The sequence below is a fragment of the Paraburkholderia sp. MM5482-R2 genome (assembly GCF_050436125.1).
GTDB classification, from domain to species: domain Bacteria; phylum Pseudomonadota; class Gammaproteobacteria; order Burkholderiales; family Burkholderiaceae; genus Paraburkholderia; species Paraburkholderia tuberum.
On the sequence record NZ_JBNDLP010000003.1, the window covers coordinates 956,079 to 968,427 of the forward strand.

At 58.2% G+C, this 12,349-nt stretch carries 8 protein-coding genes; 4 read left to right on the forward strand and 4 right to left on the reverse strand.

Annotated features, from left to right (window positions below; all coding sequences use genetic code 11):
- Positions 1–29: 29 nt before the first annotated feature.
- Positions 30–1,094 carry a hypothetical protein gene (locus OKW37_RS26515; RefSeq protein ID WP_429402692.1) on the reverse strand — a complete coding sequence of 355 codons (1,065 nt, stop codon included), beginning with the start codon at positions 1,092–1,094 and terminating at the stop codon, positions 30–32.
- A 788-nt stretch (positions 1,095–1,882) separates the two neighbouring features.
- Between OKW37_RS26515 and OKW37_RS26520 the strand changes: the two genes are divergently transcribed.
- From OKW37_RS26520 to OKW37_RS26530, 3 genes are read left to right on the forward strand one after another with little or no spacing between them, the layout of a single operon-like run.
- Positions 1,883–4,624: an integrase catalytic domain-containing protein gene (locus OKW37_RS26520; protein WP_429402693.1), complete on the forward strand. Its 2,742-nt coding sequence runs from the start codon at positions 1,883–1,885 to the stop codon at positions 4,622–4,624.
- Positions 4,602–5,708 (forward strand): ATP-binding protein, encoded by a 1,107-nt coding sequence (locus OKW37_RS26525; RefSeq protein WP_429402694.1) that lies wholly within the window; start codon positions 4,602–4,604, stop codon positions 5,706–5,708. Before OKW37_RS26520 ends, OKW37_RS26525 begins: the two co-directional genes overlap by 23 nt.
- The gene (locus OKW37_RS26530) at positions 5,705–6,220 is read left to right on the forward strand and encodes a TniQ family protein (protein ID WP_429402695.1); all 516 of its coding nucleotides are present in this window, start codon (positions 5,705–5,707) and stop codon (positions 6,218–6,220) included. The genes OKW37_RS26525 and OKW37_RS26530 overlap by 4 nt, the downstream gene beginning before the upstream one ends.
- Here the strand turns inward: OKW37_RS26530 and OKW37_RS26535 are convergent.
- Positions 6,189–7,756, reverse strand: a protein-coding gene (locus tag OKW37_RS26535; protein ID WP_429402696.1) for an IS3 family transposase whose coding sequence is annotated in 2 segments (ribosomal slippage) — positions 6,189–7,318 and positions 7,318–7,756 — 1,569 coding nt in all. Because the reading frame shifts where the segments join, the coding sequence is not laid out codon by codon here. The two genes, OKW37_RS26530 and OKW37_RS26535, sit on opposite strands and share 32 nt — an antisense overlap.
- A gap of 996 nt (positions 7,757–8,752) precedes the next feature.
- On the opposite strand from OKW37_RS26535, the gene OKW37_RS26540 reads away from it, so the two are divergent.
- On the forward strand, positions 8,753–10,027 hold the full coding sequence (locus OKW37_RS26540; RefSeq protein ID WP_429402697.1) for a TniQ family protein: 1,275 nt from the start codon (positions 8,753–8,755) through the stop codon (positions 10,025–10,027).
- Positions 10,028–10,109: 82 nt separating this feature from the next.
- Here OKW37_RS26540 and OKW37_RS26545 read toward each other — a convergent pair whose 3' ends face one another.
- Both OKW37_RS26545 and OKW37_RS26550 read right to left on the reverse strand, forming a co-directional pair.
- Positions 10,110–11,447 carry an SUMF1/EgtB/PvdO family nonheme iron enzyme gene (locus OKW37_RS26545; protein ID WP_429402698.1) on the reverse strand — a complete coding sequence of 446 codons (1,338 nt, stop codon included), beginning with the start codon at positions 11,445–11,447 and terminating at the stop codon, positions 10,110–10,112.
- 114 nt (positions 11,448–11,561) lie between these two features.
- Entirely contained in the window at positions 11,562–12,329 is a 768-nt protein-coding gene (locus tag OKW37_RS26550; RefSeq protein ID WP_429353055.1) for a helix-turn-helix domain-containing protein, read from the reverse strand.
- Positions 12,330–12,349 lie beyond the last annotated feature (20 nt).

Genomic DNA, 12,349 nt, shown 5'->3' on the forward strand with positions numbered 1-12,349 from the left:
TCCGGTCAAATGGACACCCCATAGCGGCGTTATCGCGGCCCTCTTGGCAATGGCCTTCTGTTGCCATTTACGGGGCGGCGCTTGAGGTACTTCGCCATCTGCTTCGTCCATTTGGCGCGTTCGAATTCGGCAAATTCCGCCAGGCTGGACATGGGGGAGTCGAAACGCTGCAGTAGCCCGTGCGCGCGGCGAGTCTTGCGATCAAATTGAAGCAGCGTGGCTCTCGTTTCTGGGGAACCGTACGGATTCCGAGGGCGAACGTTGGGTGGCAAGACCACTGTCATGCCGTACGCTGTCGGAAACACCCGTGCAGCGAGTTCGGGCCACATTAACGCCCGGTAAGTGGGTGCAAGCCCGAGGCGCAGTCGCTCGACCGCGCCGTCGCGATCCCCCATGGCTGCTTCAAGCAGGCGAAACCATGGATCCCCAAACTCCGCAAGAAACGATTCAGGAGGTCGCTCTCCTGAGCGCATGAGGCGCGCAGCCTTGATCCAGAAGCGCTTCCTGTACGCGCGGGCTTCGTCTGAATACCCTGGCGCCACGTGGGTGACCGTGACCTGGACATTCTTCATGCGCCTGATCGGCGAATCACTTCTGAGTACCACGGAGGGTTCCAGCAACGTGAGCATTGCCATGTAAGGCTCGAAGATATAGCGGAAAACCGGCTCTGCGTCGTAGAGCGGTCGATGCAATTCCGCGATTTGAGACGCTAGGACCGCGCGCTCTTCCTGAGTTCCAAGCCATAGCTGTGCCAGCCGGAATTCAGCCCACGCACGAACATATTTGTCCAGCGGTCCGGTGTTCCCGCCGGACGGCATCGCCTCGAGGACCTGCTGGATCTCATCTGGTGTCAATTGCGCTTCGACGAGCTGCCAAAGGGGAAGATTCAGCCAGACTTTCGCGCGTTGGGCTCCGGGGTATCGGTCGACCTCCGCGACGAGATCGTAGCCATACTTGCCGCGTGCACCGGGGATTGGCGCACGTAATCCACGCAGATACTGATAGAAAATTTTGCTGCTGTGGGCCGCCGTGCAAGGAGTTCCGTTCGCATACCTGGTCGGACGAAAAAAAATGGTGGCCTTCGACGCTGTCATGCCCGTTCCCATCAACGCGGCGCATGCCCATGCCATGCCTCGGAGGCCGCTCATTCGACGCGCCACGGGCACCTTGCATCGCTCCTGAACGTCGGCCGCAGGTGGCCAAAGTAGTCCGAGCCAGCGGCCATCGGTTCGGGAATCGTGTCCCAAGCCGCTAGGATCTCGCTTCATGTGTCCGAATACACCAGTTTTTTTACCCAGAAAAGAGGGCTCAATTTACGCTTTGCCAGCTTCTTCAGCAAGAATCCAATATTCGGCGGCGCATCCTGGCAGGCCGGAAGCGCTCGCTCAAGCGCCTAGCGCAGCAAGCGGTCCTTGTCTTGGGAAACGCCAGGTTCGGGCAACCAGAGGCTGACAGACACCAGACGAAGAATTACCAAATTGAAAGGAAGCCTTTCGTCACAGGAGGAATCAATGAACGAGCCCTGATGCAGACGGGCTGCAAAAAGGAAAAGGCCTCCCGGGCGGCAACCCGGCAGGCCTTTATTGGACCGCATCGAACTGAACTGATGTGTCGACCGGTTCATCCTACTCAGCCTATTCCCCCGTGTCAACCGAATGGCGGCCTCGCTCTGCGAGGTCGAAGTTCGCGCACGTCCCGACACATTGCCTTCTCGCATGCGCGCGCAGCGAGGACGGAGCAATCGCTTTCGGACGTATAGACCAGCCGATTGTACGTCGAGGACGGCCCTATACGTTTGGCGCTTCCGTTCGTCCCTGCTGATGTTAGCAGCGGGCTCCGGCGATGCTCGGCCGAAGTCAGCCGATTCTGTGTAGGAAAAAACATGCTTTCAACCCACGAGTTTGAAAAATACGCCGCAACACTTGGATTGTCCGGGCGACCATTAAGTGTCATCGAACATATCCGCGAACGCACCGCCGACATGTCCGTTGATACGCGCCAGCGTGATAACTCAGTTGTGTACCTGACATCGAAGAAAATGCGTGGGCGACAGATCAGGACGCGGAGTCGCTCCCTGCATGCGAGCGCTGTAAAGTGGCACGAGTTCAATAAGTCAGTGCTCGAGTATCACACGAACGTCCATACGTTCGACCTTGCTAGTTGCGACGAGAACGGCCGGGTTCGCAATCGCCAATCACACACGGTCCAGTTGCTGGTACTCGGTGACAACGCTTACTTTGAAGACTGGCGAGAGGAACGCGATCTCATTGAAGCGGAAAGGAGGGATGCAGAGCGCTTCGTCAAGTTGACACGCTATTACTCTGACGGAGGCGGCCGCTGGCACGATCGCGTGCTCGAGGAAAAATGCGCGGAGCTTGGGATAACACATCGGCTCCGAACCAGTCGGGATATTCCCCGCGTTTTTGTTGAAAATATGCGGATACTGGATGATTTTCTCGACACGCGGAATCCGTTGCTGTCGTCCGATACGGAAGTGCGCCTTCGTGAATTGGTGGAGCGCGAACCTGTACGGTATGTCGATGTGCTTGAGAAGGACGGCTTGAGTGCCGACGTACTTCTCTCCGCGATTGCCACGGGGATAGTCTATGTCGACCTGTCGAGTATTCCGATCCGGGATTTCGATCATCTCATGCTCTTCCGTGATGAGGGAATGAGCAAGGCGTATACGTGCATGTCCGATAGCCTGCTGCCTCAGGAGTCGTTGCCACTGCCTGGAATTGGAAATCTGAAGCTGGGCATGATTGTGCATTTCGACGATCAGCAGTGGGAAATCATTCACGAACGGCTGGATGACCAGCCCGAAGTGCTGTTCCGGACGAAGGAAGGGCATCAGATGGTAAAGCCGCGACACGAAGCTCTGCAGCTCGTGCTGGCGCAGGCGGATCAGAAAGAGCGGCGCGAAATTCTCGATGCAGAAAAGCGGCGCTCATTGAGCGATCTGAGTTCGGACGCTTTAAAGAAAGCTGCCGCCAAATACTCCGCTATCAGGGATGGAGCGGCGAAGTTTTCCAAATCTACGCTTTGGCGAGCCCAGCAGGCCATTCGCAATGCCAGCTCGATTACCGACGCAATCCTCGCGCTGGCACCACGCGACGCGGATAAGGGGTCGCGCCTTCCTCGTCTTCCTTCTGCTGTGGAAACGCTGGCGAAAGAGCTTATCGAGAAGGAATATAACGCGCCAAAAGCACCCAGCGCCCAGCAGGTGTTTAACACGTACAGCCTAACGTGCGCAAAGCGGGGATTGCGCCCGATGTCGTATGTCACATTTCTCGTTCGGGTGAAGGCGCATCGTTCTATTCATGACCGGCAAGGTAAGCGTGTCGCGTATCGTGATTCCGATATTCCGTTGATACTAGATATACGGGAACCCGTTCATGGACTGTTTCCGCACGAGGTTGTCTATATTGATCACACTCAACCTAACTTAATGACGGCAGGTACGCACGGTGAAGACTGGGGGAAAGTATGGCTGTCGGTGGCAGTGGATGCACACATTCCTATGCCACGGGCTTCTTATGTCAGCTATGACCCACCATCGGCATGGGCCGCCCTCATGGTCTTGCGCGACTATGTTCGGCGATGGCGGCGCCTGCCACGTGTTGTCGTCGTCGACGGTGGAAAAGAGTTTCGCTCGCATGCTTTCCAGCTGTTTTGCCAGATATTTGGCATGGAAATACGTTACCGTGGACCGGGCCGACCGCGCGGCGGCGCGCCGGTCGAGCGAATGTTTGGTGTGACGGAGCAGGAGTTCTTCACAGGACTTGAAGGAAGTTCGTTGCAACTGAAAGACGCCCGCATGACGACCAAGTCTGTCTCGCCTAATCAGTTCAGGAAGTGGACATTTCCGGCCCTTTGCCGGGCGCTCGATCACTATTTGTTTCAAGTGCGCCCCTTGGACGTCCACCCCCGACTTGGCATATCGCCACGCGAATTTGAAGAGGCCAGACTCCAGCAGACGGGATTGAGGAAGCACACATCCATCGAGTTCGATGAAAACCTGCTGCTTCTGACATGCCCAGCCCCGCCACAGCCGCAACATCGCGTATACCCGCATCGAGGAGTCTGGGAGAGCGGCCGGTACTACTGGCACAGCAGCTTCTCTACGCTCGGCGGGAGAAAACTTGAAGTGAGAATCGAGCCGTGGCTGGCGCAAATCATCTATGTCTATACCGGCTCTCGTTGGGAGGTTGCGACGGCCCGGGACGTGGAGCCACTCCGCGGGCGTACACGATACGAACTCAATCAGGCCATCCGGGAGAGGGAGCGATTTGCTCGACTACAGGCCGCAAGAGAGCGCCGCAAGCCTGAGCGTGCCGCCCGTCTTGTCGAAGCACGTGAACCGCTCAACTTCGACGAGGCGATCGCGGCAAAGCAGCAGGTCATGAGCGACTACTATCGATCGCTTGGTCTTTCAGTGGCGAAATACGAAGCGATGCCATTGTTGGATGAACCTTACAACCAGCCTCGACCCTCCGAAGAATCTCAAAAAAACATGGCTGTCGAATCCGGCGCCGCGACTCAGGTAGCGCCGCAGGTCGCTGACGAAACACTTGACGTCTCACAATACATCGGAGAAATCGATGACGAAACCGCAATGCTCTGATCACGTTCGTCGTCTATCAATCGAAGAACGCCTTTATTACGGACGCTTGTCGCGGCATCAGGCCGTAACACTTTCTCCCGAGGAGAAAAGACGTTACTTCTACTCGCTTCAGGTAAAGCACAGGAAACTCTCGAGACTGGAAAAGGAGATCACCCGTTATATCAGCGGCAACACAGATACAACAATCTTAACCCTGATCGGTCCGCCCGGGGCGGGGAAGTCGTCGTTCATCGAAAATGTCCTCGCTAATCGTCTCAAAGGTACTGAGATTGGACAGATCCCGTTTATCACCGTGCCGACGCCCGCGCACGGCAGCAACAAGATTCCATGGAGCGAGATGTACAGAAAGATACTGCTCGCCGGAGGCGAACCGCTAGTGAACAACAAGCGTGTGACCGAAGTGACAGGCGATAAGGTAAAAGTGAGGAGCAATTCAATGGGTAGCCTGTCGGCTTTGCGAGATGCGGTAACGAGTATGTTGATTCATCGCAAGACGATGATTCTGGCGCTGGACGAGGTTCTGCATATGTTGCGGTTCGGAAATCATCCGGCGCTGATGGATACTTTCAAGAGTTTGGCCGATGAAACGTCATGTCAGATACTACTGATCGGATCTTATGATCTATTCGATCTTGCGACGACCTATGGCCAGGTAGCACGCCGCGAAGAGATATTCTATCTCGGCCGATACCGCAGCAACTTTGATGCAAAAGAAAAACCCGACAAACACGCGGACGAAATGGACGTCGAGGAATATAGGACTGTCATTGGAAAGTTGCAGGATAAGTGGCCACTCGAAGACGTCCCGCAGTTCTCGTCGCTGGCGTCAGATCTTATGGACATGACGCTTGGAATCGTCGGTTTGCTGAAGGAGTTTATGACGCAATGTCTTGTACTGCAGATTGAGAATGGTGGGAAATGGAACAGTGATTTTGTTCGTCGTGCGATGAAGAAACCGTATGTGCTTAAGAAGATACGAAAAGAAGTGGAGAATGGTGAGAAGCATATGCGGGACGACGGCTTTTTCGATGACACGGCTCCGTCGTTTGCCGGAGCGATTCGTTCGATCCCGCGGGCGGCATGAAGACAGGTTCTGCCCCAAGCCATCGCGCTGAGGAGACCACGCAAGAAGACCGCCCAATACTGGGCGGTTCTTCGGATACCGCTTTGTACTCGCTGGAACCCGAGGCTGTCGGGACGCCACAATGTGAGTCTGCGGTAAGCTACCTTTGTCGACTGGCCTATGCCCATCACGTTCCCGTCGACTTGCTTGTGAACCAAGTCCTCAGGAGATTCTTCGATGATGATTTCTCCATCTGGCGGCACTTCTCGATGTGGAAAAAGAGCGCCGCAATAAACATATTCACACACCAAAGAACTCCACAATTGCTCTCCGCGTTGAGGGCCGCAACCGGCAGGGTGGAACTGGATCAACTATCGTTGTCTACGCTCGGTGACGTTCTCGACCTGCGTGGATCGTCATCAGAGATTCCACGTCACTGCCCGCTGTGCTATAGCAGGGATATTGATCTGCCGGCGCGCGTCAAGCAAGTTGTCGCCTCACTCATGCAGCCAGAGGCTGTTTATTTGCGCTGATCGACGCCATCTCGACGACTGAGTCGCGTTCGGGGTTAAGCGTCACGGCACCAACCGGTGTCCAGTTGCGCGTGTGGCGCGACCAGCGGGCCGGATTGCGCTCGCGGGCCCTCTCGTACAGTGCATGCCGAGCGGCGAGAAGCGCACGATCGTCACCGGCGTGACGCTGCGCAGGCGTCACGTAGTGGATGCCACTATGACGATGCTCGAAGTTGTACCACTGCACGAAGCCGGCAGCCCAGGTGCGAGCAGCGTTCAGGTCCTCGAAGCCTGTGACCGGAAACTCCGGCCGGTACTTCGCGGTTCGGAACAGCGCCTCGGCATAGGCGTTGTCGTCGCTGACCCGGGGGCGCGAGTACGACGGCTTGATGCCCAGCCAGTGCAGCATCGCCAGCACGGTAGTGGCCTTCAGCGTCGCCCCGTTATCGCCGTGCAGCACCGGCCGGGCCTCACGGGCGGCAATGCCTTCGGAGAGCGCCGTACGACGTACGAGATGAGCAGCGTGTTCGGCCGCGTCGCTGTCGTGCACCTCCCAGCCGACAATCTTGCGGCTGTACAGGTCCAGAATCAGGTACAGGTGGAACCATCGCCCTGTGACCGTTGCCGGCAAATAGGTCATGTCCCAGCACCACACCTGGCGCGGCGCGGTTGCAACGTGCGTGGTCGGCGGCCGGCCGCTCGAAGGAGTTCTGGCACGGCCACGGCGCCTCATCTGCCCATGCTCGCGCAGCACGCGTGCAAAGGTCGATTCGCTGGCGATATACACGCCTTCGTCAGCCAGCATCGGCACGATGCGCGCCGGTGGCATGTCGGCAAAGCGCGGCTCGCTGGCTACGCGCAGCACGTTTTCCCGCTCCTGCGGGCTCAAGGTGTGCGCGGGCAGCAGGCGCATCGCGCCGGGCCTGGCGTCGCCAGTGACGAGCCCTTGATTGGCCCTCCAGCGCTGCAGGGTACGCACGTCGATTCCGGCCACCTCGCAGGCCAGGCGCAACCGTGCGCCAGCCAGTCTTGCCGAATCGATTTCCCGGGCCAGGAACTGGCGATCTTCGAGGCCGATCATTCGTCCTCGCCCTTGTCCGTGTTGAAGATCGCCCCGAGTTTTTTTGAAAGAACCAGCAATGCGGCTGCCTCGGCCAGTGCTTTCTCCTTGCGCCGCAGTTCGCGTTCCAGTTCCTTGATGCGACGCTGGTCCTGCTTCGTCTGCTGTGGACTCGCACGGGCCTCTTCGGGCTCGGCCAGCGCCTGCGTGGCCGCTTGCCGCCACTGCGCCAGTTCCTGCGGATACACGCCATGCTCGCGGCACCACGCATTGCGGGCCGTCTCGTCCATCGCTGCCGTGCTCAACACCGCTTCGAAACGCGCGGCCGCTGTCCAGGCCCGCTCGCGAGCGGGCATGGACAGCGCATCACTGCGCCAGCGCTCCAGCGTCTGCGCGCCCACACCGATCTCTCGCGCAACCTCTTCCACTGATGCGCTCTCCGGCGGCAGCAACCGCGCCACTGCCCTGTCCTTGAATGTCTTTCCGTAACGCGCCAACTTGTTCTCTCTTTATCGCCCCCAGATTCCAATTTTATCCAGGCGACAACCATTGTGACGCGGGGGGCGGCGACGAACTCATCGTCCTCTGCTTTGGGATCTGAAACTGGTTCGAATCTGTCCAGATCACAAGGTGGCTTTGGTGCCTTCGGTATGTGGAGCACCACCATCTCGGCGATTGTCCCTGTGGAGCCGGCCGCATATGCCGGGTGCCTGTTCGACGTGCGGAAGTATCGGCTACAGATGCACCGCGACATCGGACGTGTCCGTCAGTGACCCCGACATTTGGGTCGCTCAGGAATTAGGAATCGTCGTGGCCCGAGTGACTGCGGGCGAGCGTTTTTTGGCAAACGACGTTTTCGGAAGCGTCGTTCAGCTCGCATCCCTGATCGGGGATGGTCATCCCTATCGTGCGGCCGCTGTTTGCGGAATCAGTAAAGCTCGGCTTTTTGACTGGATCAATGGAAGAAAGCTCGTGCGTCTTTCTCCTCTCGTCGCCTTATGCGCGGCTGCAGGGGTAGGCCTGCTGGAGGCGCTCAGGGGCGAAATTGTGAAAAGTAACCAGCGCGTTGACCACAGATACTCTCCCCTTCGTGGAAAAGAACATGCAGCCTCGTCTTCAAAGCGGAGTGAGGCGATGCGCAGAGCTGCTCGTGATGTCACATGTCCGTCTTTGTCCAGCGTTGCAGATTCCCTCGGCTTGAGCACCAAGTATCTCTCCCAGTGTTTTCCAGCTGAGTCTCGGGAAGTCGTGCGCCGTTATCGCGACGCCCAACATCTCCGGACAGCACGGCGGCAATTGGAAGCTGACGAGCTAATCGCAAGGCTGGCGACTGAACTTCAGACAGAGGGGCTGCGACTCACAAAGCGAAACGTCTGGCTACGTGCAAAAGTTATGGTGACGAGTCAGTCGCGGTTTGAGAAGGCGTGGTTGAAATTTCATGGAGCGTGCGTTGATGGCGGAGCCATCGAACAGCCTGCAGAAAAACATTCAAGATGACAGATCTAAATAATAAGCTATCGAATACGACGTACGCGACAACATCGTTATATTCTTTTGCCCCGAAGGGAGTTGGCACACAGGAATGTGAAAGCATTCTCAGTTTCATGGCCAGATTGGCGGCAGCGCACAATGTATCGCTAAATGCCTTATGTGATTTTGTGCGTGCGGAGACGCCGGACGCAGATTGGGCATCGTGGAAAAACCCTGTTGTGAATCTTTCGGTCCGGGTGCCAGACGCGTTCATCGGAACTGTCGTTCGATTGACCGGAAATTCGTTGCTGCAACTATGTTCGCTTGATAGGATTAAAGCCCTCGTGCACCTGCACAAGTCGAAGAATTTCCGGGTGCAGCGACATTGTCCGATTTGCGTGAAGCAGGCGCCGTACCCTGGTGGCTGGAATCGTCTTCTATGGACGATCGACGTCGTGGAGGCATGCCCCGAACATGGCATTGTGCTTTTGGATTCAAAATGCGGCGCCGACTGCAAAGAGTGGGTTTATCAAAGTGATCGTGCTTACCTCCCGGGCGTTTGTCGGAGTTGCCGCAAGAACGCCTTCGCTTGTATCCGCGCTAAAGGGAAGAAGGCTTCGGCACAACAGATGTGGGTGGCCACACAAGTCGGCGTTTTGATTGCTGCTGTTTCTAAGGGCGAAGAGTTTAAAGCGGAACGTTTGCGGGCCGGAATCAATCGCATTATTCAAAATCGATGGCGAAATACCAACCAGGCAGCGAAGTCTCTTGAACTGGCATTCTCGACTCTTTCCCTAGCTGCGACAGGTGATGCGCCGGTGAGCTTAAGACTGCTTCTCTCGCTGTGCTCTGCAGTTGATATAAGACTGATAGATCTCCTGCGAGGTAAGCGCCCGAAGCTAGGGAATCGGAATCCGATCGTGTTCACACGGTATTTCGGATCACAGAGGCGACCGCGGGATGAGGGAGGTTTGCGACGGGCAGTTCGCCGCATAATGGAACGGGAGCCCGATATCCGGATAGGGCAACTTGCTGACCGTGTTGGCGTGCAAAGCAGCGTCTTCTACCGAGAGCTTCCTGACGTAGTACAGAAATTACGGGACGACCGGCTGAAGCGGGAGGCCTCAGATCGCTGGAAGGCCCATCTGCAATTCGCCCGGAAGCTCCGAACTGCCAAGCGTCAGTTGGACGAAGCCGGACGCCGATTCACAACGGTGAGCGTTTTTCGATGTGTTAGCATTGTGGCACGATCCGATGCGGAGATCCGCCTGTTCCATTTCGTGCGAGACTATTTTTAGTGCATGACGAAGCTAAGCGTCGTCGTGAGGATAAATTAAAGCGTTTGCTGAAACAATAAAGCACTTCGTGAAAAAATTTGCACTAAAGCGGAAGCTGGATTTTGTCTTCATCTTCTGCTTTATTCCTCATCACCCGCACACACCGAAACCCCGCATACACATACTGATAATGCGGCTGAAACCAGTTGCGAAATTCCGGCCGCAGCATGCACAGCGCGGTACGCGCCGAGCCGCCCTTCAGCACGTAGTGCTGCCCATCGAAGAAGTTGGCCGAATAGCCGGGATAGAACGGAAACGCTTCGAAGCCCGGCAGCGCTTCGAAAAGTGTCGAGGTCCATTCCCAGCCGTTGCCGAACTGACCTTCCGCGCCGAACGTGCTGACGTTGTCCGGATGCGCGTCGACGGGCCGTGGATCCCAACTGCGGAAATCGAAGTTCCCCGACGCCGCTTGCGGCGCACCGTGCGCCGCGCGTTGCCATTGCGCCTCGGTCGGCAGGGTTTTGCCGGCCCAGCGCGCGTAGGCGCTCGCTTCGGCGTGGCTCACGTAGACGGGCCAGTCGAGCGGCAAGGGCACGTCGTCGAACATCGTGCGCAGCGTCCATGCCGGGCGACCGTCTTGCGCCGTGGGTTGCGACCAGCCAGCGGGATGCTCGATGCGCTCCGCTTCCTTCCATGCCCAGTCCTTCGGCGACCACCACTTCGGCTCGCGATAACCGCCGTCTTCGATGAACTCGAGGAACGCACCGTTCGTGACCATGTATCGATCGATCTCGAACGCGGGCACGTCCACGCTCATTTCGCCGAACTCATTATCCCAGCCGAAGCGGCCGGCCTCGCGCGGCATGCCGAGCACGGCCGTGCCGGCCGGCACGCTAACCATCGACGACAACGCGTCGCGCTGCTCATCGCTCGTCACCACCGGCTCGCGCAACGCGGTGTTCTTCTGCGCGAGAGGCAACTGATGGAGCATGTACGCGAGCGTTTCCGCATGCATCAACCGATGCTCGATCGCGACGTTCAGCAGTTGCACGGCCGCCTTGTCGTGCGCCGCGCTGCCGAGTTCGTCGAGCGCGGTGTCGATCTGCCGGCGCGCGCGCGTCGCATACTCGCGCACGGCGGCGAGCGACGGCCAATCGCTGGGTTGATCGGTGGGAAAGCCGCCGTCTACCGGATCGATGCCGAAGGCGAACAACTGGTCGAGTTCCGGCGCGAAAGCCGGCAGATCGAACAGACGCTGGTCGAGCAGATTGCGATCGAACGCTTCGAGATGGCCGATGTAGAACACGACGCGGTGACGCTCGCGGATCGGCCGTTCATAGAGGTAGTCGGGTTTGACGATCGCAAACAGGTCGTCGGTGACTTGACGCGCGTCGAGCAGGCGCTGCACGAGCGGATGATGCGGGACAGGGTCGCGATTCATTGGGGCCGGGTCTCCATGCAACACGGTTGCCGTAGGGGGACGGTCTGAAAACTCTACCCGCTCGCAGGCGGCGTGCCAAGACTAACAGCGCGACCGTCCAGGCCAGCCCGGCCGCTAGACCTGCCGCAAGCCTTGGAGATCGACGATGTGAATGTGCTTGCCCCGCGTGTCGATCAGGCCGCGTTTTTGAAATCTTGACAGGGTACGGCTGACCGTTTCGAGCGTCATGCCGAGGTAGCTACCCATGTCCTCGCGCGTCATACGCAGATTGAACTCCGACCACGAGTAGCCGCGCTGCGCATTGCGCTGTGACACGTCCAGCAGAAAGGCGGCGACGCGTTCGTCGGCGGACAGCGAGCCGAGCACCATCATCTGCGCGGCTTCGCTGACGATCTGCGTGCCCAGTAGCTTGTGCATGCGTTCCTGGATCGAACTGATTTCGCGACACAGCAGCTTCAGCGCGCTATAGGGAACGATGCACACCGTGCTGTCTTCCAGCGCGACGGCGCTGCACGCATGGAGGTCCGCGCTGATGCCGTCGAGCCCGAGCGGCTCGCCGGCCAGACGCAGCCCGGTGACCTGCTCGCGGCCGTCGCGGTGGACCATCACGGTCTTCATCGAGCCGGAGCGCACCGCGTAGATATTGTCGAAGCGGTCGCCGCTGCGATACAGCGCTTCGCCGCGCGGCACCGAGCGCGCCGAACAGATCAGCGTTTCGAGCTTCGGCAGTTCCTCCGCCGACAGCCCCTGCGGCATGCAGATCTCACGCATCGAACAGCTGGAGCAGCGCGCGGCGGTACGTGCGGCTGCGCGTGCCGCCACGGCCTCGCGGTTGCCGGCGGAGCGGGTCGAGGAACGGGTCACAGCAGTAGGATTCAGCATGTTCGATTATTGGTAGTGGT

What these genes read in the sequence shown, in the direction of transcription:
- OKW37_RS26515 (WP_429402692.1), bottom strand. Translation starts at nt 1,094, where the DNA reads ATGACAGCGTCGAAGGCCACCATTTTTTTTCGTCCGACCAGGTATGCG.
- OKW37_RS26530 (WP_429402695.1), top strand. Translation starts at nt 5,705, where the DNA reads ATGAAGACAGGTTCTGCCCCAAGCCATCGCGCTGAGGAGACCACGCAA.
- OKW37_RS26525 (WP_429402694.1), top strand. Translation starts at nt 4,602, where the DNA reads ATGACGAAACCGCAATGCTCTGATCACGTTCGTCGTCTATCAATCGAA.
- OKW37_RS26540 (WP_429402697.1), top strand. Translation starts at nt 8,753, where the DNA reads ATGACAGATCTAAATAATAAGCTATCGAATACGACGTACGCGACAACA.
- OKW37_RS26545 (WP_429402698.1), bottom strand. Translation starts at nt 11,447, where the DNA reads ATGAATCGCGACCCTGTCCCGCATCATCCGCTCGTGCAGCGCCTGCTC.
- OKW37_RS26520 (WP_429402693.1), top strand. Translation starts at nt 1,883, where the DNA reads ATGCTTTCAACCCACGAGTTTGAAAAATACGCCGCAACACTTGGATTG.
- OKW37_RS26550 (WP_429353055.1), bottom strand. Translation starts at nt 12,329, where the DNA reads ATGCTGAATCCTACTGCTGTGACCCGTTCCTCGACCCGCTCCGCCGGC.